Genomic DNA, 21,482 nt, shown 5'->3' on the forward strand with positions numbered 1-21,482 from the left:
TATGCCTGAAACTCAGTATGTTGTTTAAGAACTGAACAACATGGGGCTACCATGTCTTCTCATCGAATTAAGCAACAAAGCCTCGTGTTACTTTTCTGCTACTGACAAGCGCAAGTATCACCACGATGACAGCACCAGCGATAGCCACGTGAATTATTGAGATTTGTTCCATTTACCCAGCCTATTGATTGCTTGTTATTTTGATATAAATACAACATAGCGCATATTCAACAACAGATTTCTAGGCCAGATCACAGACCTCGAACTCACCAAGTGGCCACCAACCCTTTAACATATTATTTTTAAAGGCTTCGTGGCCACTTTACTGTATTTACGTCCCCGCCACCTGACATAAACGCTACGTAAATAACATTACAAATCAACCAGATAGCCCCAAGACCCACTCTATGGGAATCCGTGAGATTCTATTTCCTGTCCTATTTTGGGCTCTGACTACATAATCCTTCCTGACTGAGCAGTTCGCTCACATATTGAAACATTTGATAAGGACTAAACCATGGAAAACAGAATCCCAGCTTCCATCCAAAAAGATATTAAGATTCTGACTAACCTACTGGTTGGTAACGAAAACTCTCTGGTTAACGAGCAAGATGAAACTGTAGAACTGGTCGCATACGGAGACTCTGAATTTGGCGGCCTGATCATGGCCTTTAACAACTCTGAGTCGCTGATCTGTACTAACGGAGAGTATGACCACGAACGTTTCTTAAGACTGACCGATCACTTCAGAACAGAATCTGAACATCTAGTAGGTAATACCCACATACTGACAACTAAAGTAACCTTCGAGGGTGTAGAACCTGCGGAATTTGAAGCCGTGTACGACTTTGACAATAACAAAGGACTGCCTCTGCAGATGTACCAAGCTTATGAGTACCTTCGCTCCAACCTTTCGCTTCCGTTGGACATTATGCTGGAAATATTTGGTGCGATTACCAGTGCAATCACATTCCACCAAGAGGAGTTATTTCATACCGGACTAGCCGGAACGATGGGCGACCACTTTGATGTCGAAAGAGCTATTGCCCACGATGTAAGACTTCAACACCAAAGCGACTAACACTTAAGTCTGTTTATTCAGACCGCACGAAAAATAAACACATATTAATTAAGCAACTAGCCGTGAAATATCGGTGACGGCCTCTTGCACCCTGAAATCACCGCTTAAGTTATTAAGCGGCCAATACAACACGGAGATTTATTATGAACAATTCAGTACAAGCTATTATTCCGAAGCCACTGACAGCCTATGTTGAGGCATATTTAGGTCTTATCACCGACCCGTTCTACTCGAATGAAGACCTGGGCATTAACCCAAATAAAAACCGAATATCTATCGGGGCAGAAAATATTGGTCCAGGTGCCTTTAGTATTTGTCACAATTCAGATGTTTTCACGAATGATCAGGAAGAAAACGCTCGTCGCATAAATCATTTCATCGACAGTGAGTTTCTCATCTATTTCGAAGTTCCAGAAGAACTCGACGCGCACTCAGAGTTTGCAGGCATCCACTTTGAAGATAAAGAGTTCTGGTCATCTTATGATTATCAAATGCCTGGATATCCGCAGTTCCTATACGACTTTCTCTCACATTTGATTGAAAGCAAGTCCTATTCCGTCGAAGGCACGCTTGCCATCTTTGGAAGCCTATTACATCAAATCACCGTGCCTTACTGGGGTGAGTTCATGGATGAAGAAGAGCTCCAACAAACCGAGGTTTCTCGTCTCCTTGGACTGCATTTTGACATTGTAACCGCTGTACGACATGACCTCGACTACAGTCAGCAACACCACTCAAAGATTACACAACCAGCTGAAGCTTAATGAATTAGCACTCAGTGGGAATGGGTGAGACACACTCTGATAGGACGAAATCACAATTCCATTTACATTCTACGGGTGGCCCCAGAGAGGCCCCCATTCAACAAATTTTTATGTTTAGAAGGATTCAATATGAACACTAATATCCAAACTAATGCTGTCACAACTGTCGTATCTGGTGCCCTTTCTCCGGAAGCATCATTAAACGATACACAAAAGAAACTCCAGACACTTAAAGATCGTGCCGCCGCTAATACCGTGCCAAGCCAAACCGTACTTGAACAAGCAAGAGTGGGCGAAAGCGCAACTCCCTTCATGGCTTTTTCCGTTGAGCATGAAGATGTGAATATTCACTGGATTGATACGCCAGAGAAGAAAGGCTACATCCTGTGTAACGGTAATGGTTGCCCGCTATGTCGTGCTGGCAACAAAGCATACAACCGCCTACTGCTACCTGTATTTAACTTCAGCTCTCGTCAAGTTGAGATTCTGGCAATCACCGATGCTACCCATCCCAAAGCAGCTCTGCCGCAAATCCTGCCAGTTTTTGATGCTGTAGAGCCAATGATGATACTCATGAGTCGTCACCGTAACAGCTATACCGTGGATTTAAAACCGATACCTGAGAACATCGATCTGGGCCAGTCAGAGATCGAAGTTTTTAATAATGCCTACGCTAACGGGGAGTTTAAACTGAGCGACGTGTTCCAGAAGTGTTCTAGCGAAGAGCTGGCAGCAATACCGAGTATCCAAGTGATGCTTCAATGTTATGGCTACACGGCGGCTTAACAATGAACTCGTCTCTGAATCAAATCAGCAGCGCTATGGCGCTTGCTGGTTTCAGAAAAGAAAATAATGGTCTCTATGTCCTGTCACTTCTTAAGAAGCACCCTCACCTGCTGATTAACTGGGCGGTAGGTGTGGGTAAATCTACCAATATGGATCAAGTGATAGAATATGGCATAGAATCAGGTCAGTATGATTTGATCATCGTGCTGGCCCCCACTCGCGCTATCATCAATGAGCGCGACTATATCCAGTTCCCGCCTGAAAATATCAAAATCACTAATCTCCGCCCGCGTCCTAAAGAGCTGTGCGGTAAGCAGCGCAATGCTGACTGGGCGGACTATGAACAGCGTGGCCTTTCTATACTTGGTAAACGCACTATTTGCGCCTTATGTCCTAATCAAGAGAAATGCCACTGGAAAGATCAATTTGGTGATGTTTTGCGCGGCACCCAAGTGCTCTTCGCTACCCAAGCCCATTTGACAAATGACTTGAATTTTATTGCTCGAATGAAAGCTAAGTGTGAAGCTCAGAATGTACTGGTTATTTTTGATGAAGCGACGGTATCGCTAACACCATATAGCCGCACTATCACGCAAGAAGAAATAGCGAACCTAATCTTCTGTTTGTGCGAATCAGACATCTCTCAGAAGCGCAAGGCCGCCAGCGTGTTTGCCTTGCAAAGCCTACTCAATGCAGCAACAGATGACCTGAGAGAGCCTGACGTATGGTCTATGCCCTCGATCTATCCGACGGAAATCCGAGAGCTGGTTACTATTGGGGAGCGCCACTGGCCGGGAGAATTCCGCAACATTCACTTTGACCTGCAAGCACTGATGAATTCGCCTTTAGATTCACGCGAGAAAACCGAGTTCGGTGATATACGCTTTTCTGCAACACCACTTGCGGCGGACTGCGATGTTCTACTCTACAGCGGCACGACTCATGAAACATTGCTGAACCATAAGCTGGGGCTTAATTTTCACAATTTCTATCAGGACACAGCCTTTAAAGGCGATGGTACTCAGTGGCTGAATATTGCCTCTTCTCTGGGTACATCTGGTCATTTCCTGAAGAACTCCCCACAGATATTGGACTTTTTTCTTGAGTTAACTCTCAAGCGCATCCGGGAAGGTAAACGAGTGCTGCTGATCTCAAAGAAAAAGCATAAGCAATATTGCATTGATACGCTGAATGAGATGCTAACCGTCCGTAGTATAGATGATGTTCAAATCGTCGATGGCGAAGAATACGATTCCAATGGCACCATCACTCAGATACCAGTCATCCACTACGGTGTAATTGGCATTAACCAGTTCGAGCAATTCGACTGTGCTTACTGTCTGAATAGCTACTACGTTACCAAAACCATATTAGCGAATGCCCTACAAGACATGCGAGCCAGTGATGAGCAGCTGGAAATGGAAATCAAAGTACTGCCGAACCCTCGCCGCCGTCATGCCCGCATTGCTGACAATAAGTACCGATATACCGATGTAGCTCAACTGACTGACCCGATGTTGCAGACCCTAGAAATGGGCACCGTGATACAGGCTGTAGGCCGAGTGCGTCCTTTCACATCGCCATGTGAGGTTATTACTTTCCAGAACAATCCGCACCCTAACTATCAGTACGATGCTGAGTTCAACAATCTGGCAGAAATACGCGAGCACTTCGGCATTGATAGTCAGCGCGCACGAACAACTGGTACTAAAAAGCAAGAAATACAGCAACTTAAACAACAAAGCTTAACACAAAAGCAAGTTGCTGAGCAGTTGGGTATAGGCGTTCGCACCGTCCGTCGCTACTGGAGTGGCCAAAAGTCCTAATAAAACCATTTTTATAGGGTTGCTGGCCACCCGGAGGCCCTACGTTTCCAAGAGAGAATATTGATTATGAATTTATTGCCCGCACTAGCAAAACGATTTAACGAAGCCGAATTCGAGCCAAAGAAAAGTGCTATTATATTGCCAATGCTGCCACCACTAGATTCAGCGGCGGTGACGTACATTGGAACCCAAGAAGACTTGGAAGATCTGATACATCTAGCTCATCAGTTGCCATTGACCGGCGTGTCACTAGACTTTGAGTTTAAGTTCAGCCGCCTCGCAATCCCACTTCGAGGTAACAAGCAAAAACAGGATATCCGAAGTATTCAACCCCTATTGATGGCTGTTACTTTGATGACCAACACAGGCAATCAGTTGCATCTTCACAATTATGTTATTGATTTAACTAAATTCAAAGAACCGAAACTTCTTCAGCCATTGCTTGACCTGCCCACGACCTATATCGCCCACCATGCCAAAGCCGAGTTACATTGTCTCTGGCAATTGGGTCTGACTGAGCCTCGCAATATCTGGGACACCTGTATCGCCGAGAGAGCACGATATCTGGGCCTGCATGTGTTAGACAATGATCAGGTATTTGATTCAGAGAACGCAGAGATTTGCGCCAGAGCAGAGCACGCTGAAAACAATCGGATCCGTTATGCACTAAATACCGTGGCGAGCCGCTATGATATTCACCACCGATTCAATTTGGTGAAATCAGACTTGCAGCACTCCTTTATTGACTATGACAGTGGAGAATTTACCCGCGAGCAGATCCACTATGCAGCTGAAGACGCTATTGTTGCAGCAAAGCTTTACCTGTCTCAGATGCAGCAGTTGACCCTCCAGGGAAGTTACCACCACCTTATCACGGTGGAGATGCCCTGGACCATCACCAATGCAGCCATGGAGTGGCATGGGGTGAGTGTTGATCGGGAAAAATGCAACGCTGTGCTCAATGCCAGTACGCCTAAGCTGAAAGCGCTCAGAAGTCAGCTGGCACAAATGGGGTTAGACAATCCCAATAGTCACCAACAAAAAGAAACGTTTTTCCGTAAACTCAACTTACTCGATCATTTTAACAAGGGCGGCAAGTACAGCTTCAAGTTGCAACTATTGAAAGATCTGGCCCATATCCACCCTGCCATCGGCCTACTGGCTGAATTTAGCAAGGTTCAAGCCATTGAGAGAGATATACTGCTTCGGCCTACTATTATCGGTTCCGATAGTCGCGTGCACCCAGAGCACAAACAGCTGGAAGTCGTAACCGGGAGACAATCTTGTGCCAGCCCGAACCTGCTCGGACTACCTGGCGCAATGCGCCCACTCATCATCCCGAAGAAAGGAAATGGCATCGGTGAAGCGGACTATTCCCAGATTGAAGTCGCCATCACAGCTGCGGTCTACAGCGATAAAAACCTGATTGCTAAGTTCAACGCGGGGGATATCTACACAGTCATGGCTCAGGAGTTCTATGCCAACGAACTGGATGACGAAGATCGGCAATGCGATTCCGGCACTTTCAAGCATAAGCACAAAGACAAGCGGGATATCATGAAAACATGTGTACTCGGTATTCTGTACGGCCTATCCCCCTTCGGACTGGGTAGCCGTCTTGAGATATCAGAACTCGAAGCCAAACAGTTGATGAATCGGTTCCTAGCTATGTTTCCTACCCTGAAACACATGATGGAAACCGCGCCACAACAAGCAGCATATCGGGGTTGTGTGAGCACCAGTACCGGATTACATCGCCACCGTTCTAATAGCGGTGCACTAAGCCGCCACGAGACAAACTGGATGGTGAATATGCCTGTTCAAGGAACAGCTGCCGCTCTGTTTAAGATCGCGGGGAATCGACTCTACCAACTTTACAAGCCCTATGGTGCTAAGCTGATCTTGGCTATGCATGATGCCTTTATCTTCGAAGCCCCATTAGACAAGATGCCAGAGGTTGGACGATTGACAATCGACGTGATGATTCAGACTGTGGTTGAATTCTTCCCTGAACTCAAGCCACGCATCGACCTGAATGACTCTGCCACTCATTGCTGGACTAAAGATGGGGATGCAGGCAGTGTTGAACGTTGGATTGCAGAGCGTTAACAGTATATGGAGGGGTTAGCAATGCTACCCCCACAATCAGCCTTTAGCATCTGATTACGACTATTCAGAACCCGCGTAATATTTTAGTAATTCACCTGGCTTTTTGATCTTGCTGAGCCAACGATTTACCGATTTTGATTTATCACCCTGACCATCTGACAAATTAAATTTATCGATGATTTCATACACTAACTGTGTTTGCGCATACTCTTTTTCATCGTTGGTCATGTGGTAGAGCCAGCCTTTTAAGAACACCAGCTTAACTGTTTCCTGAGACAGGTAGACTTTTTCCATGTCTTGTTTGTCTGTCGTGCTCTCTGCCTTCTTTTTACGCCCAGCCTTACCAAGCTGGTTAGCTAAGAAAAGATCGGGACACTTTACCTGTCTTTTCTTCTTCGTTGATCTTTCCTGCACTTGCTCTTCTTCAGCTTTCTCTATCAAAGAGTAAATCAGGGGGAGCAAGCGCTTAGCTTGATTTAAGGTCCATAACGATTCATGTTCTTTTAGTAATTGAGTTAAGTTGAGCGCCAGTACTGCCAAAACATGGTGTTCTCGGATTTTCGTACCAGACGTAAGATCTTTGGTCACCTCCGATACGGCCCCTTTATCAACACAGTACTGCGTCAATTCAAACCAACTTTCTTTACTTCTCTCTAAAGCAAGCTCATATGGCGGCACAAATGGCTTTGTCGGTTCATCTTCGTCAATAAGCGCCAGTATTTCTGAAAACTCAATACTCGATACTATATCTGATATTAAGTCATCGATGCTTCGCAACGCTTTGCCTATCAGCTCATACAGCTGCTCATCTTGCTGGCTATGCTCAACAAGTCTCGGAAGAACATTCATCACGATCGAGAAGTTTTTCTCACTCACATTCAGCAAAAATTTGCAATGCTCAGTACAGTGGCGAAGATAAAGCTTCATCAAGGGTCCATAAAACAGATCTAACTGAGACCAGCCGTACGTTTCTGTTCCAGGTAAATGTGTTCTTTTATGTTTTGGATGGAATACGTCCAGCTCATCTCCGTACAACTTTTTCATAGTAATAATATCTGGATCGCTGCTACTGATTTTGTAACCCATCGCCTCTCTCTTTTTCCAGCCAAATCAAAGGCGCATAGTACAGCAATTGAAGGTGGCCACCAATCCTATTACATGCTTTAAAAGACTCTTAACCACGTGGTCTCTCCGGCTCCGTGGCGATTGCTGCTGGCGTGTATGGTGACTCAAACTTAGTCAAGATGTATAACCAAGGCGATCTTTACACAGCCATGGCGCAAGAGTTCTTTTTGTAATGAGTTAGAATCAGAATACCGCAGCTGCGATTCGTCGGCCTTCAAAGAAAAATATCCAGAGAAACGAGCGGTCATGAAGTAATTCACACTTGGCCTAATTTACGGTATCACCAGCTTTGGAATAGCGAAAAAAAACTCAATATCAGGGTCAACAATGCCACGGAACTGATGGATAAATTTCTATCGATGTTCCCCGAACTGCAAAAAGCAATTGATAAAACGCCCCAGTATGGCGCTCTACGAGGCCATGTAAGCACTGCAACGGGATTGCACCGATACCGCCAATTGGATGCTAAGCGCGGCCATACTGAGAAAAACTGGATGGTGAACATGCCAGTGCAAGGTACAGCTGCGGCACTGTTCAAAGCAGCCGGAAATCGACTTCATCAATTGTATAAAGGTTACGACGCCAAATTGATCGTTGCGATGCACGATGCCTTTGTTTTCGAAGCACCGAAAAAACACCTAAGCGCAGTCAGCGAGTTAACTGCACAGATCATGACCCAAGTAGTGCAGGAGATGTACCCTCAGTTGAAGATAAGAGCCGATATCAACATAAGCCAACCAGATTGTTGGACCAAAGATGGTGATCCGAACACACTTGATGTGTGGCTAGCTAAATGACCAGAACTGGACGCAAGGCCTAATGGATTTAGTATTAAGGTTTTGTGTCCACTTTTTCTGTTTCTCAAATAGTGATTAGTGGGCAAATCGATACTTAGTTGATTGGATAGCTCTCTTAGTGGTACCAATTCCCTAGCACACTTATGCCCCCTTTTCTTGTTATCACTGAAGCTAATTAATTTCTCTTGGATGAAAGTTCCCCTTACCCAAAGTTTTCCGAGGGCGCGTCGAAGTAAGCAATTTAAAAATTATGCGTCATTTTGTAATCTAAGATCCAACAACTCTCGTTAACCTATTGATTATCAAATGAACTATGATTGGAAAGGCTGCATGATAGGAGTATGAAAAGCTGCTAAAAGAGTTAAAAGCATTCTATAGTGGAGAAATAATGTTCGAGTTTCAGAGAAATAAAGCAGAATATTTGTATCACCATACAAAAAGTTATACCGCGATTAACTTTATCCTCAAGAATAACGTTTATTTTAAAATGCAATCAAGTGTGTATACTATATGCCGTTCAATGGGGCTAAAAATAAAGGAACTATATGTTTAATAATAAATTACTTTTAGTAGGGTTGTCGTTAGCTGCGTTGGGTGGCTGTACATCTGTTCAATACAATGGTTCGCCAGCGAACTCGGTCACTAAAGTTGACTATCCATCTGTTGGTGAAGTTAAAACAGCTTATGTCGGAGACCATTTGGTTAGCAAAGGCACAATGGCTGAAATGAGCGTATTACGCGTATCAAGCATGATTAAAAGTTTGGCGTATGACATACCTCAGGGTGACTACAATCAACTCGGATACGATAACAAGCAACAGTTTTTCTCTCCTGTTGGCGTTATTAAAGCGGCATTAGCGGACCCTATACAGGGCATTGCCGTAGAAAATAATCAACAAAATGAAGTTTGTTTTGTAACCATCTTTGGTGCGAAGTCTTGTGTAGATGATGCTTATGGTAAGTTTACTATCACTAAGAAAATGTCCCAGTTCCAAGACAGTTTCCAACAGACTTTGATATACAGCGGTAAGGTAGGAAATAAAATCAATATTAGTTACCGTGAGTTTTCCAATGACATGGCAAGACCAGCTTTTAATAATGAAGCAGAGTATGACCTAAGTGAGTCGAATCAAATTGGTTATAAGGGCGCTGTGATTGATGTTTTGGAAGCCGACAATACCAAAATTACATATCGGCTTATCAGAAACTTTCCAAACTAAATATTAGCCCACGAAGAGGTATAGTTTTTGGGAATGGTTGTACAGACTCAGATATATCTTCAATTTGATCTGCTCCAGTCAGAGTGGACACTGAACTTAAGTGAATTTTCCATACTTGAAGTTATTCGTGTTTTGCTACTTTAAGTAGAAACTCTAAGTAACTTCTGTCCAAAAATAATTTGGAGACACTCAGAACTCAAAAATCAAGTGTAATCACTGCGTGAACGAAAGTGGACGACATTCCTTAATGAGTCATTTACTAAGGAAACACGTCCACTTTTGTGAGCCTCATTGCCCCTTAACAAAAAAAAGCAGAGGGTTCTCCCCTGCTCTTCTGGCGCTCAGTCAATCATCTATAACCTCGTCGGCGACAATACCGATCAAAAACCCAGCAACTCCACCAGCTAAAGCACCGTAGGCCCCATAGTACCTAGCTCCGAGAGCTGCACCTATTTTCGCTGCACGAATACCTGTGTTCTTTTTGGATTGGGATGACGATTGTGAAAAGGTTCTGCTTTGCATGTTTGCCTCTTTTATATATGAAAAAGGACCATGCTCAGTAAAGAACATGGTCCTCTAATTTTTTGTAACACTGCTTAGTGAGAGTGACCACACACCTGACAGCTACCATCATCATAAGCACGCTCACCGCATGCCGGACAGGTTGTTACTAGGGTTGTGATTGATTTAATCGTCATATAAAGACTCCTTATTGTTTATTGGATGAAGTAATGGGGTGTTGCGAAGCTCATTGATACCTCGGCCTAGAGAGTCCAATTCGAAACCGATGTACCTTGAGCCAAGCTCCGCAACGAAACTTATTGTGCTTTACCTTTAGGGGTATCTAGACCGCATTTCGCCACATCCATGACTTTGCCATTCATGGTTCCACAGGCATCGGCATACCACTCAATACGTGGGCCAGACTGAGAGTAAACTTGTTTACCTGCTTTCCCATTCCAGGATTTTTCTATCTTCGAAATGTCAGCCGGATTACCGCCGAGCGTACCGCCAGCGAATGATGATGTGGTAGCGAATAGACACGTTAGACCTAGCAGGATGATTGATTTTTTCATTGTGTTGTTTCCTTGAATACGTCATGACGCCATCGGTAAAGGCACCGAAAGCGAGAATGGTTAATAGTTTAAAGAGGGTGATCGACAGGTAGTGTCGAGACGAGTGAATCAATTTCACTCAAGTTATATATGCCTTGTCAGACATACGCTGTGGCGACCAATAAAAGCTATAGCAATATCAGTAACCTTATGAAGTTTCGCTAGAAATAATCGGATTCTCTCAAAGCACGACATGCCCTGACGAGTGGTCTATCTAAAATGCGTAGCATGAAAGAACACGACACCCTAGCGAAAAGACTTGGTATTATTTTGACCCGTTTGAATACGGGAGAACGGCTATGTCTGGAAGAATTGAGGCGAGAGTTCGGTGTGAGTGAAAGAACCCTGCAGCGGGATTTCAATGAGCGATTAAATTACCTCCCTATTCAACGCGAAGGTGCATGTTATTTTCTTGATCCAAAAGTCTTGGGTAAGCAGACTAGCCACGAAATATCAACATTACTTGCCAACATGGGACTCGACACCCTGTTTTCAGGCAAGCACTACCTGAGTAACGGAGTGCTTAACAACAAATCGACGCCGCCGTTTCTATTCAAGAACCCACGGATTGAAGACATCAGCGAAAACGCTTCTATGTTCCAGAAACTTATCGAATCGGTTCAACTACGGCACGTAATCAGCTTTGTCTGCGATGGACAGGCCTATGATCAGTTCCACCCATACCGGTTGGTGAACGATAGAGGACTCTGGTATCTCGCCGGAGCACACAGAAACCGCCTAGATTTACTCAGAGTTGCCAGAATTTCCGAGTTAGTCCGATATGAGGACAAATACTCTCCCGATACTAACGTCGAGCAGATCATCACTGGTTGGCGATCAGATGTTGAGTTAATAACTCCTGTTGACGTGGTTATACAGATTCGGGGACGCATTGCCGATGCCTTCTTCAATGAAAGCACCGACCATGATTTTCGAGTGTTGAAAGTACTGGATTCCGGAGACGTATTAGCCTGTAACCAAACCAATAACATTCCACACTTGCTTCGTCAGCTAAAGGCGTGGCTTCCTGATGCAGAGGTATTGTCACCCGACTGGTTACGGTACCAGTTGAAGCAAGAACTTCAGATCTACCTGAACACCGTCATGTAAAAGCCACAGTTCCTAGTCAATCACCGTCTAAATCTTGGTGTTGGCTGGCATCTCCGTCGTAGACACCCCGCTACATAATCAAGCCGCGAGTTACCCAACGCCTCGGCCCTAGCCTTGAACATTCCAGTATGAGCCATTTTCTTGTCTTTCCATGCTCCGCATACAAAGCCCTTGACTTGATGGAATCGTAGACTGATACCGAATAAGGGAAAACTTAAAACGTTGCTATTTTTTAGTACATCCTAATAAACTAATAAATAACCCGCTAGGGGCCGAATTGTTAATAATATATAGCTATTGAAATTACAGATTCAATCACCTCTGGCTATCGTTAGAGTGCATCACGTTTAACGAAAATTGTCCGTTTGGCGATCCATTACCCTTCCTCATTGCCAGTAATAGTAATGGGGCCGGAATAGCCGATTACTAATCCGTCCCCCATCAACCGGCCAGTTCACCTTATAACAATGTGATTTAGGCTCCGTGGCCGCTTTGACCTTCCACAAACACAACGCACCTGTTTTCAGCCCTTGCTTTTACATGTAGCCATGAGTCGAACGCTAACTTTCTCGGGAATTTTCCCTGACAGTTCCAACTACTGATTTGACACAAGGTCATTCAGATCTCCTCCTTTGGCTTTGAAGTTCAAGGATTTTCTAATCCCTTGGCTCGGTGACCAGTAATGAAAAGGCAAAAGCCATCGCACCTTGTTTTCACTGGCATGATGGCTTGTCCAATGTACAGACCAGAGCAACGTGAAAATTTCTCCTGTTCATTTCTTGTCCCGGTCTGGTCGTTCCTTCAGTCCACAGTTAGCTTAACGTCATCGTAAGCTTCCATTGCTACATAGCTGATAAAGTTAGCCTGGTAAGTTTTAAAGAAGTCCTGCACATCTGGCCTGCTTAGTGGTACTTCGCCCATGAACCGGATGAAAGCGACATCGTGAGTCACATCGAAATCAATTTCTTTCTCAAGTTCAGAGTAAAGGCCAGCATAGGAAAAGTCAGTCAGGTAAGCCAGATGCCAGCAGTTATCTTTTTTCTCAAAACGTAGCTCTACTGGGTGAAATCCTCCATCTTCGGGTGTATATAAACTATCACGGTAATTAAGCGTAATTGCGGTAACGTCATTGTTGATTTGATGTTTACTGACTTCTTCATTAATTAGTTGTTTAAAAGCATCAGACACAGGTAGCCCTAGCTTTTCGCCATAGGTCAGTTTCATAATAATTTCTCTTTGATTTTTCGAGGATTGCGCTCTTGATTAGTGCGCAGTATGAAAGGGGTTTATGCGGTAGTTTCGGTGGAGGTGTCAGCGTCAACTAATGCGAGCAGTTGATCACGACGTTCATCAAAATTTGTCGACAGAACGTGAAGAAACAGACTATTCGGCGCAGCCTTTATTAGTCCAATCGTATCAGATCTCAGTGCACTAGCTGTAAACGAGGGATTATTAGCACTTCCGCCGATTATTGCTGGTTTTAACACTGTACTTTTAAATGATTTATCTTTGTACTCCTTAAGAATATTTATCAATTTTCTTATTGAAATGAGTTCTTTGGTAAATAAGCCCCCACTATCATTGCCCGTTAGCTTTAGATGCAGTTCTTCATCTTCTATTGTTTTGACCAAGTCGAAATAAATGTAACTCTCGCTCTTTGGACTAAGCTTTTTAGCTTTCCCTGATAGCAAAGTGGCAGTATTCTCACACTCTATTGCTTCCTGATTACCTTGGTCTTGTGTCTCTTGTACTTTCTCCGGTTCCATTCCTGTCTGTAAGTTTTCTTCCATAACTTCTACCTCGCTATCGGCTTTATTTTTATTACTGGCGGTTTTGCGGGACATAGATATTTATCCTTATTGTTTGGCTTGAGTTATAGCGACTCTGCGTGCGGTAACAAAACCTGTACAGGGTGAGACGTATTTGATGTCGGACTAACTAAATAAACGCCGCCCCCTGCTGATGTGATGATGGCAAGGGCAATGATAAAATCCGTGTCAGTACTGTTAATAAGGTAAACCGTTTCGGGGTAGTTTTGTACAAAACGAATAAGATGCTGAACACTCTCTGGTTGCTGATTAATGGATTCATCCGTATCTGACTCTTCGATTAATATCAGGCTAGTGCTAACCTCTTGCCAGAATTCAGCAGTAATTACATCATCAAATTCGAATGGTTCAGTCATGTGGTGTCGTAAAGCTGCTATTGTCTCTTCCGATAACGGTAGAGAATCAAGCTCATTGAATTGTGTGATTATTTTCATTTTCAAAACTCCATATATAAGAAAGCCCGAACTCATTCGTTGGGTTCGGGCTTGATATGTTGATTTAATATCGAAGCGATTAGGCTTCGTCGATTAATTGGATTAGAACTTGCGAAGATTGACGAAGAGACTCATTCCCAGCTCTCGCATAACGCATTGTGCTACTAATGGATTTATGGCCGAGAAGTTGCTTTAGCACACCAACATCAACGCCTGCAGATATAAGTGATGATGCATAAGAGTGACGTGCTGTATGAAAAACGATCTGATCGGGTTCCTTAAGCATCAATTCTTTTTTGATCTTGTTGAATAAATGTCGAGGTTGGCTGATGTGTGACTTTTCTTTTTGCCCTGGAAATACATATGGGTTCCCCTTCTTCTTGAGCCTTAGCAAAAACCGAAACTCTTGAATCGCCTGGGGCGTAAGCTGGATCTGGTGTTGAAACCCATTCTTTGAGTCTTCCCTTGGTATACGCATCACACCATTTTCAAGGTCAATATTTGGCCAACGAGCAGCCCTGAGACTGCGTTCTCTGCATCCCAGCATGAAAAGCAGAATAATAAACCGGCTACGAATAGGACAATAATCCGGTTTTCTTAGCTCTTCGAAAATCCGTTTTATCTCCTGAGGCGATAGCCATCGCTCCCTAGCTCCTGTTTCTGGAAACAACTTAACACGAGCCGCAACGTTGGGAATGGAGTACTCTTCTTCTATCATGCGTCCCATTAGCTTGAGCAAACATAACACACGGTTAATTGTTGAACGACTTAGCTTCTTACCACGTAAATGAACCTTATCCATCAATCCTGCGACCATGGACTGTATGTGTGAAACTTTAAGCTGGTCATAACTGATATCCCAAATATCAACACAGTGGTTAAATCTTGCTATATCATGTCGCCAGCTTTTCTTGCGTGACTTAGAAATTTTAATGAAGTGATTGTTGAAGTATTCAGATACAGTAGGTATGTCTGGTTTGACGGTTGAGTTTTTTGGATCTATTCCTTCAGCAACCATTAGCTTAATACGTTGCGCCTTCTTCCTTGCATCCGCCAAGGAAACTTCTGGAAACGTACCAAGAGATAAAGAGCCTTTTTTACCATTTAAGGTATATCGAACCAACCACTTCTTTCGCCCATTTTTACCAACCAGAACCTTGAAGCCCGATAATTCGGAACAGGAATACTCTGCTTCAGTGGACCGAGAATTAAGGTCATTGGAAGGTAAGCTAGTGATCTTAGCCGTAGTGAATTTAAACCTTTTATCCATACTGCATACCATTTACAATATAACTTATAATATTAATATATGTTATAGATTGCATTCAATACGGATTTTGTTCATTTAATTCTATGAAAGATTTTTATTCAAAACTGAAACGAAATCGATTTCTTCCAAGTAGTCAGAACATCCTTTAGGAACATCATCCTTCCAACTTTCATCTCCATTCAAAACTTTTTCCCTGATATTAGTCGACGTAATTCTAGTTGGTGAATAATCTTCTTTCAACACTTCAACCTGATACCCCAAAGACATTAATGTCTGTATCTTTTTATTGTTCCATTCTTCTCGAATCGTTGTATAGCATTTACAACTAAGATTCAAATTTTCTTTTATTTTTTCTGGGTCATCAATATCAAACATAATAAAACTATACGAGTTTTTCTCAACTTTAAAATAATCCAATACTCTAGTAATCATTTCAACCCTCTGATTATAAGTTAACGGATTATCAATAGAAGATACTCTCTTTCTAATCCCATAAATTGAACTTAATGAAGTTATATCAGGCTGAGTTATTCCAATGATAATATGTTCACATTTAGACTTAGCCATCATTAAATATTCAAGATGTTCATTATGAAAGGGTTGAAACCTGCCATGAATACACGCAAAATCCATTTTAATCCTCACTTAAAATCAATCTTGATATCACTGCCACTAGTTACTACCTCCCCTATCAAGATTGGGCATAGGTCATGTAAAGATAGATAGGAAAGAACTTGTTCACAGTCATTAGTAAAAATAACCACAGGACCGTTAGTTTGACCAATAAACATTTTATTAAACATAAAGTCATCTCTAATTTCACTTGAAACATAATCAGAGAAAGACTCAATATTTCGCCTAAAGGAACAATGTTCTTCTTTATTGTCTCCAATATAAAATTCAGAATGTTTATATAATTTTACTCCACAAGAGCTATCGTATAGAAAGGGGAAAATACTTCCAATAAGTCCAAAACCTGAAACATCTTTACAAATAACATTATATCTTTTTTTCAATTCTACAACTATTTTATTGGAGGTACTTAGTACCCAACTATCGCTAGAGTCATGATCCAGTCCATAATCAAGTATTGGCTTTGTTAAAATTATTTTCATTCCAGAATTTATCTTAGAGCAATCTAAAACATCAAGGTCTTTTTCTCCAAAAATAGTCATAGTAATAGACGTTTGATCTGACAAATAAGAATGAAAATTAACACATCTAACTGACTCTAGTCGTAAAACTTTATTCATCTCTTCGACGATGTCTTTCTTTTCTAAATCCGATAAACCAAAATAAAATCCAAATGATATTGTACAATATTTAGGAATAACTCCATGTGAATACAAATCATTTGCGCAATGATAAAATGTCGATTCTACATACAACTTAATAGAATTTGATATTGGCATAACAGTATCAACCGAAACAGCCACATCTTTATCATATAATCTTGCAAACTCAGAATCATTTTCAAGTTTAGAGTAATTTTCTATAAAACCTAAATTTATAAGATTTTTAGCGGAAATTTTATTACCACAACCTAAGTAAGTAAAATCATAGTCTAACATATTATTCTTTATTTTTACCTGTATAAGTATTACATTCATTTAGCTCCCAAAGTCGTTCAAAATACTTATTAAACGCGAAGTAAAAGCTTTCTGGATTTTTTGAATTTTCAGGATGAACAATATGCAATTGTGGAAGTTGTGTCCCATCTTTAGTATCTGGACTAAAGAAATTGTAGGAACACAAGCATTGATTCTTATTAAAAAAAGCCAATCTAAAAATAGGCATTTGTTCGATTAAATCAGCTTTATAAAGTCTAAGTTCCAAATCGTGGCCATCATCAACATACTCCTTTAATCGTTCCACTGATGCTTTTACAGTGTTTATATAATCAGTTTTAGCTCTGGAGCTTATTTTCTCAAGCGCTTTACTTTCTGGATCACAAACCAAAAACTTCACACTCCCACACTTTAGAAGTTCATTAAACTGCTCGGGATGTGAAGTAAGCTTATTAGCACCTGTCCCTAAAAACATAAAATTACTATTGACGTTAGAAAGCATTGTTTTAGCATCCATACCAGTCTCTATGCTCTGATCTGCTTTAACCAACCCAACCTCTTGAAAATCTTTAATTATTCCTTCCTTTTCGCAAAGTGTATCTTTATACTTTTTCACAAACCTATTATTGATAGTTTTAAAAATTATAAACAATAAAAACACAACCACAATTAACAATGTTATCAAAATCCATTTTTCAACATTGTAATCAACATCAGAATATTTAATTGATATAGAAAAATCACTATCTTTAAAAAAATAAATTAAACCTGCAGATAACAGCGTAATGATATACCAATCTACAGGGTTATCTCTCGTCCATTTATTAATACTAATTCTGATATTTAATATACTTTCAATCATATTTTCATTCCACATCAAATATTGTTTTTATGACAACTGAAGACCAGTTTTCAAACTCATCACGTTTTATTTTCAGTTCTTCAATTGGTATCCATTCTGGATTTATGTGATATCCTTTTTCTTTAACAATCACATCTTGACTTTTTAATTCGACGTGGTGTAACAAAGATAAATGCTGAGAGCTTACTGTTCGGCTATCGTCATACATACAACCTATAAATTTCATATTGCTATTAGTTTTTAGCTCTACTTCTTCTTCTAATTCTCTTGTAAATAATTTTGCTTGCTCAAAGAGATCGAAATTTATATCGCTACTTAACTGCATCACTTCGTCATACTCAATATGTCCCCCTAGTAATATTGATTTTTCTCCCTTCAACCTTGATTCTGGAGCTCGGCCAGATCTAACGTGAGTGAACATAGACGAACCACTGGTGATAACAAATGAACTTACTAATTGAATATATTCAGTAGATTGCTCTGCATCTCTTCGTAACATTGGCTGACAGTTTGAAGCAAACCAAGCTAATGGAGGTTCCATCGTTCTTAGTCCATTGCCAGGCAACAACTCACTTAATAAACTCCTCTCAAAGACGGCAATGACTTCATCTAGGTGGGATTTGTGTATTTCCTTTTCCCTAGGCTCGTATTGCTCATAGTTCTTTCTATCTAGCCAAGAGCTTAAGCCAAATGTATTCGGGGCAAGCACAGCAAATTTACTAACGGGCTTTTCTTTGATATCCGTATACAAACGGGCCCTTATCTGGGTTACCAAATTTGATGACTTTGACCTATATTCTTCTTGTTCACGCAACTTCGCCTCTATTTGTTTATCCGTTAAGGCTACGTCAGCGGACTCCAATACCTCATAAATATTTTCAAGAAGCGTCATACTTTTGTCCTTGTTTTCTTTATAGCAACTATATTCATAACACATCAGACAAGATCAGGCCGAACAAAAGTACTGAAAGATCGTTGATATCATACTTTTTGCATTGTCCGTGACCAAAGTAAATTCCGGCAGTGGACACTAACCCTTACATAAAAACTTTTACTAGGTTTCGCGTCCGCTTCATCACGCCCCACCAGACCGGACTAAGACAAGAGAAACACGGGAATTTAGCCTTGAGTATGCTGGCACGGAATTCACGCACAGCTCATCAGCACAGGAGATTCTTGGCACTTAACTTGCGCAGGAAATCTGCACAGGGAACAGGAGATAGACAGGAGAAAAGATTCTGAGGAGAGGTTTATCTGAATTTCAGGCACAAAAAAACCAGCATTAAGCTGGCTTGATAAATCCGGACTTGAACCGGCACAGCGCGAACGCCGAGGGATTTTAAATCCCTTGTGTCTACCAATTCCACCACCAGGGCAACGCAATCATGCGATGGGTTAGACACCATCTGTCTCAGCGACCTTTGCCGTGAGAACGAGGCGTACTTTAACGGATTAATTTATCTGGTCAACAATAAATTTTATCTTTTTGATTTAAGTGCTTAAAAAGCGATCTGCCTAGTATATTTGGCATTCAATTAGACCAATAAGCACCCGTTCCCTTTCATTAGCTATAAAGTCATACGCATACTAGTGCCCGAAACTGCTTCGAGGTAAACACGCGACTATCAGCTATGAACGCTGATCTTTTCACCGCTGTAACATCTGTAACAATTTGATTCCCTACTCTTGGCACGACTGCGTACAGAACATCATATTTTGTTACCGATAACTTTATATCGAATGTGGTCGTACCTTTATAAAATCATTGACTTTTTTTATTTTCAAACAAAGCTCAATTCATTATCGAAAATATCAATAAATAATGGTACGTTACACGAGTTGCAGTAATTTAATGGACATATATCACATATAAGGATGTGGTTTACTTTGGCGACACAACATAAGAAAAACAAGGTATATCACTAATGTCTATCAAGAATCTTTCTATAGCGAAAAAGATATCGCTATCGTTTTTACTCATTGCCATCGTCAACATTGCATTTGGCGTATTTTTATCTACAGAGCTCAAAAGCATCAAATCTGAGCTTTTAAACTATACCGACGATACGCTTCCTGCAATGGAAAGGGTCGATTCGATTCGAGATCACTTGTCTCGCTGGCGCCGAGCTCAATTTGCTGCGTACACTTATGAAGACGCAGACCAAGTCAAAACTAAAATTTCTAACAATATTAGAGAACGCGAAAAGATCACTAGAGAGCTCAACGCTTACGGTGAAACTATCTGGCCTGGCGAAGAGCAGCAAACTTACCAGCGTCTTATGCGTCAGTGGAAAAAGTACTTGGTTACTATGGACCAGTACAATGAAGCGATGCTAGCTAACGACAAAAGCAAGGCCCACCCTATTTTGGCGAACTCTTTGTCTGCTTTCGAAGCGGTTGACTCAGAGTTAGGCGAACTAATCCGTCTCCTTAAAGAAGCTATGGATAGCAACAAAACTCATATCCTGTCCTCTGTAAATGGATTGAGTAATTCTTCAATTGCAAGTAACGTGATTATTCTACTGATCATGGTAGGCATGACATACGTGCTGACTCGCCTAATTTGTGGCCCACTTAAACTTGTTGTTGAGCAAGCAAATGCCATCGCGACAGGTGATCTATCAAGTGACATTGACCGTAAAGCAATCGGCAATGACGAGCTTGGTGAACTGGCAGACGCGACCACTAAGATGCAAGACGACTTACGCCAAGTTATCGATAATGTGATTGCTGCAGTTACTCAGTTAAGCAGCGCTGTCGAAGAGATGAACCAAATCTCCGATATTTCTGCGTCTGGTATGAAAGATCAACAGCTGCAAATTACGCACATCGCAACAGCAATGACAGAAATGAAAGCGGCCGTAGCCGATGTTGCTCGTAACACTGAAGACTCAGCGAACCAAGCTAACGAAGCAAACCGCCGCACACAACACGGTGTTCGTGAAACCCAAGGTATGGTTGACGCGATTCAAGAAGTTTCAAACGTAATTGGCGCTGCAGGCGATACCGTAGCAGAGCTTGAACAGCAATCGAATAAAATTAACGTGATCGTGGATGTTATCCGCGACATCGCCGATCAAACCAACCTACTTGCACTTAATGCAGCCATTGAAGCGGCGCGTGCTGGTGAGTCTGGTCGTGGCTTTGCCGTCGTTGCAGACGAAGTTCGAACTCTTGCCGGCCGTACGCAAGATTCAACGAGTGAAATCACTTCGATCATTGAGCAGCTACAATCACTTGCAAAAGACGCAAAATCAGCCACTGAACTTTCTAGAACCAGTATTTCAGAATGTGCAGAACAAGGCATTCAATCAAAACAGCTGATGAGCGACATTGAGCATTCGATTTCGGACATCTCAGACATGGGTACCCAAATCGCCACGGCTTGTAACCAGCAAGACTCTGTTGCAGAAGAGCTTAACCGCAGCATTGAAAACATACATTTGGCATCTCAAGAGGTCTCGCAAGGTTCGGAGCAAACCGCACAGGCGTGCCGCGAACTAAGCCAGCTATCCATTTCTCTTAAAGATGTAATGGGCCGCTTTAAACTGAGTTAAACTCAGTGGGTACCTTAGTAGATATCAAA

Annotated in this window: 20 protein-coding genes and 1 tRNA gene; 9 read left to right on the plus strand and 12 right to left on the minus strand. The window is 42.0% G+C overall.

What is annotated here, in order from left to right; genetic code table 11:
- Positions 1–517 precede the first annotated feature (517 nt).
- The 5 genes from R7035_RS14735 to R7035_RS14755 all read left to right on the plus strand — a co-directional run bounded on the left by R7035_RS14735 (position 518) and on the right by R7035_RS14755 (position 6,566).
- Positions 518–1,081 (plus strand): hypothetical protein, encoded by a 564-nt coding sequence (locus R7035_RS14735; RefSeq protein WP_169643913.1) that lies wholly within the window; start codon positions 518–520, stop codon positions 1,079–1,081.
- Positions 1,082–1,224: 143 nt separating this feature from the next.
- Positions 1,225–1,845, plus strand: a complete 621-nt coding sequence (locus R7035_RS14740; RefSeq protein WP_169643911.1) for a hypothetical protein — start codon at positions 1,225–1,227, stop codon at positions 1,843–1,845.
- Between the two features lie 129 nt (positions 1,846–1,974).
- A complete protein-coding gene (locus R7035_RS14745) occupies positions 1,975–2,631 on the plus strand; it encodes a hypothetical protein (protein WP_169643909.1) in 657 nt (218 codons plus the stop codon).
- A gap of 2 nt (positions 2,632–2,633) precedes the next feature.
- A complete protein-coding gene (locus R7035_RS14750; protein ID WP_169643915.1) occupies positions 2,634–4,457 on the plus strand; it encodes a helix-turn-helix transcriptional regulator in 1,824 nt (607 codons plus the stop codon).
- A 66-nt stretch (positions 4,458–4,523) separates the two neighbouring features.
- Positions 4,524–6,566: a DNA polymerase gene (locus tag R7035_RS14755; protein WP_318146174.1), complete on the plus strand. Its 2,043-nt coding sequence runs from the start codon at positions 4,524–4,526 to the stop codon at positions 6,564–6,566.
- Positions 6,567–6,626: 60 nt separating this feature from the next.
- Here the strand turns inward: R7035_RS14755 and R7035_RS14760 are convergent, their stop codons facing one another.
- Positions 6,627–7,652: a hypothetical protein gene (locus R7035_RS14760; RefSeq protein ID WP_318146175.1), complete on the minus strand. Its 1,026-nt coding sequence runs from the start codon at positions 7,650–7,652 to the stop codon at positions 6,627–6,629.
- 353 nt (positions 7,653–8,005) lie between these two features.
- Here R7035_RS14760 and R7035_RS14765 point away from each other — a divergent pair, with 353 nt between their 5' ends.
- Together R7035_RS14765 and R7035_RS14770 are read left to right on the plus strand one after the other, a co-directional pair.
- On the plus strand, positions 8,006–8,488 hold the full coding sequence (locus tag R7035_RS14765) for a DNA polymerase (RefSeq protein ID WP_310650399.1): 483 nt from the start codon (positions 8,006–8,008) through the stop codon (positions 8,486–8,488).
- Between the two features lie 545 nt (positions 8,489–9,033).
- A complete protein-coding gene (locus R7035_RS14770) occupies positions 9,034–9,708 on the plus strand; it encodes a hypothetical protein (protein WP_025607861.1) in 675 nt (224 codons plus the stop codon).
- Between the two features lie 345 nt (positions 9,709–10,053).
- On the opposite strand, the gene R7035_RS14775 is transcribed toward R7035_RS14770, so the two are convergent.
- Both R7035_RS14775 and R7035_RS14780 read right to left on the minus strand, forming a co-directional pair.
- Positions 10,054–10,230, minus strand: a complete 177-nt coding sequence (locus tag R7035_RS14775) for a hypothetical protein (RefSeq protein ID WP_019280745.1) — start codon at positions 10,228–10,230, stop codon at positions 10,054–10,056.
- Between the two features lie 296 nt (positions 10,231–10,526).
- Positions 10,527–10,784, minus strand: coding sequence for a hypothetical protein (locus R7035_RS14780; RefSeq protein ID WP_169644533.1), 258 nt, complete (start codon positions 10,782–10,784; stop codon positions 10,527–10,529).
- 267 nt (positions 10,785–11,051) lie between these two features.
- Between R7035_RS14780 and R7035_RS14785 the strand changes: the two genes are divergently transcribed.
- Positions 11,052–11,933: a helix-turn-helix transcriptional regulator gene (locus R7035_RS14785; protein WP_140139243.1), complete on the plus strand. Its 882-nt coding sequence runs from the start codon at positions 11,052–11,054 to the stop codon at positions 11,931–11,933.
- A gap of 801 nt (positions 11,934–12,734) precedes the next feature.
- Here R7035_RS14785 and R7035_RS14790 read toward each other — a convergent pair.
- From R7035_RS14790 to R7035_RS14830, 9 genes are all read right to left on the minus strand, one after another.
- Entirely contained in the window at positions 12,735–13,157 is a 423-nt protein-coding gene (locus R7035_RS14790) for a DUF2787 family protein (RefSeq protein WP_169644537.1), read from the minus strand.
- A gap of 62 nt (positions 13,158–13,219) precedes the next feature.
- Positions 13,220–13,777, minus strand: coding sequence for a hypothetical protein (locus R7035_RS14795; protein WP_169644539.1), 558 nt, complete (start codon positions 13,775–13,777; stop codon positions 13,220–13,222).
- 29 nt (positions 13,778–13,806) lie between these two features.
- Entirely contained in the window at positions 13,807–14,196 is a 390-nt protein-coding gene (locus R7035_RS14800; RefSeq protein WP_318146176.1) for a hypothetical protein, read from the minus strand.
- Positions 14,197–14,275: 79 nt separating this feature from the next.
- On the minus strand, positions 14,276–15,466 hold the full coding sequence (locus R7035_RS14805) for a site-specific integrase (RefSeq protein WP_140139238.1): 1,191 nt from the start codon (positions 15,464–15,466) through the stop codon (positions 14,276–14,278).
- A gap of 81 nt (positions 15,467–15,547) precedes the next feature.
- Positions 15,548–16,099 carry an adenylyltransferase/cytidyltransferase family protein gene (locus R7035_RS14810; RefSeq protein WP_205460998.1) on the minus strand — a complete coding sequence of 184 codons (552 nt, stop codon included), beginning with the start codon at positions 16,097–16,099 and terminating at the stop codon, positions 15,548–15,550.
- Positions 16,100–16,107: 8 nt separating this feature from the next.
- Positions 16,108–17,037, minus strand: coding sequence for a hypothetical protein (locus R7035_RS14815; protein ID WP_258662303.1), 930 nt, complete (start codon positions 17,035–17,037; stop codon positions 16,108–16,110).
- A gap of 1 nt (position 17,038) precedes the next feature.
- Positions 17,039–17,896 carry a hypothetical protein gene (locus R7035_RS14820; RefSeq protein ID WP_193246494.1) on the minus strand — a complete coding sequence of 286 codons (858 nt, stop codon included), beginning with the start codon at positions 17,894–17,896 and terminating at the stop codon, positions 17,039–17,041.
- 4 nt (positions 17,897–17,900) lie between these two features.
- Positions 17,901–18,788, minus strand: coding sequence for an HTH domain-containing protein (locus R7035_RS14825; protein ID WP_180769564.1), 888 nt, complete (start codon positions 18,786–18,788; stop codon positions 17,901–17,903).
- Positions 18,789–19,188: 400 nt separating this feature from the next.
- Positions 19,189–19,268 (minus strand) — tRNA-Leu (locus R7035_RS14830).
- A 553-nt stretch (positions 19,269–19,821) separates the two neighbouring features.
- Here R7035_RS14830 and R7035_RS14835 point away from each other — a divergent pair.
- Complete coding sequence (locus tag R7035_RS14835) at positions 19,822–21,453, plus strand: methyl-accepting chemotaxis protein (protein WP_258483480.1); 1,632 nt, start codon at positions 19,822–19,824, stop codon at positions 21,451–21,453.
- Positions 21,454–21,482 lie beyond the last annotated feature (29 nt).

This window comes from Vibrio sp. 1731 (assembly GCF_033339955.1).
GTDB lineage: Bacteria > Pseudomonadota > Gammaproteobacteria > Enterobacterales > Vibrionaceae > Vibrio > Vibrio alginolyticus.

What these genes read in the sequence shown, in the direction of transcription:
- R7035_RS14755 (WP_318146174.1), top strand. Translation starts at nt 4,524, where the DNA reads ATGAATTTATTGCCCGCACTAGCAAAACGATTTAACGAAGCCGAATTC.
- R7035_RS14785 (WP_140139243.1), top strand. Translation starts at nt 11,052, where the DNA reads ATGAAAGAACACGACACCCTAGCGAAAAGACTTGGTATTATTTTGACC.
- R7035_RS14770 (WP_025607861.1), top strand. Translation starts at nt 9,034, where the DNA reads ATGTTTAATAATAAATTACTTTTAGTAGGGTTGTCGTTAGCTGCGTTG.
- R7035_RS14800 (WP_318146176.1), bottom strand. Translation starts at nt 14,196, where the DNA reads ATGAAAATAATCACACAATTCAATGAGCTTGATTCTCTACCGTTATCG.
- R7035_RS14825 (WP_180769564.1), bottom strand. Translation starts at nt 18,788, where the DNA reads ATGACGCTTCTTGAAAATATTTATGAGGTATTGGAGTCCGCTGACGTA.
- R7035_RS14820 (WP_193246494.1), bottom strand. Translation starts at nt 17,896, where the DNA reads ATGATTGAAAGTATATTAAATATCAGAATTAGTATTAATAAATGGACG.
- R7035_RS14815 (WP_258662303.1), bottom strand. Translation starts at nt 17,037, where the DNA reads ATGTTAGACTATGATTTTACTTACTTAGGTTGTGGTAATAAAATTTCC.
- R7035_RS14745 (WP_169643909.1), top strand. Translation starts at nt 1,975, where the DNA reads ATGAACACTAATATCCAAACTAATGCTGTCACAACTGTCGTATCTGGT.
- R7035_RS14735 (WP_169643913.1), top strand. Translation starts at nt 518, where the DNA reads ATGGAAAACAGAATCCCAGCTTCCATCCAAAAAGATATTAAGATTCTG.
- R7035_RS14790 (WP_169644537.1), bottom strand. Translation starts at nt 13,157, where the DNA reads ATGAAACTGACCTATGGCGAAAAGCTAGGGCTACCTGTGTCTGATGCT.
- R7035_RS14775 (WP_019280745.1), bottom strand. Translation starts at nt 10,230, where the DNA reads ATGCAAAGCAGAACCTTTTCACAATCGTCATCCCAATCCAAAAAGAAC.
- R7035_RS14780 (WP_169644533.1), bottom strand. Translation starts at nt 10,784, where the DNA reads ATGAAAAAATCAATCATCCTGCTAGGTCTAACGTGTCTATTCGCTACC.
- R7035_RS14740 (WP_169643911.1), top strand. Translation starts at nt 1,225, where the DNA reads ATGAACAATTCAGTACAAGCTATTATTCCGAAGCCACTGACAGCCTAT.
- R7035_RS14760 (WP_318146175.1), bottom strand. Translation starts at nt 7,652, where the DNA reads ATGGGTTACAAAATCAGTAGCAGCGATCCAGATATTATTACTATGAAA.
- R7035_RS14835 (WP_258483480.1), top strand. Translation starts at nt 19,822, where the DNA reads ATGTCTATCAAGAATCTTTCTATAGCGAAAAAGATATCGCTATCGTTT.
- R7035_RS14810 (WP_205460998.1), bottom strand. Translation starts at nt 16,099, where the DNA reads ATGGATTTTGCGTGTATTCATGGCAGGTTTCAACCCTTTCATAATGAA.
- R7035_RS14750 (WP_169643915.1), top strand. Translation starts at nt 2,634, where the DNA reads ATGAACTCGTCTCTGAATCAAATCAGCAGCGCTATGGCGCTTGCTGGT.
- R7035_RS14805 (WP_140139238.1), bottom strand. Translation starts at nt 15,466, where the DNA reads ATGGATAAAAGGTTTAAATTCACTACGGCTAAGATCACTAGCTTACCT.
- R7035_RS14795 (WP_169644539.1), bottom strand. Translation starts at nt 13,777, where the DNA reads ATGTCCCGCAAAACCGCCAGTAATAAAAATAAAGCCGATAGCGAGGTA.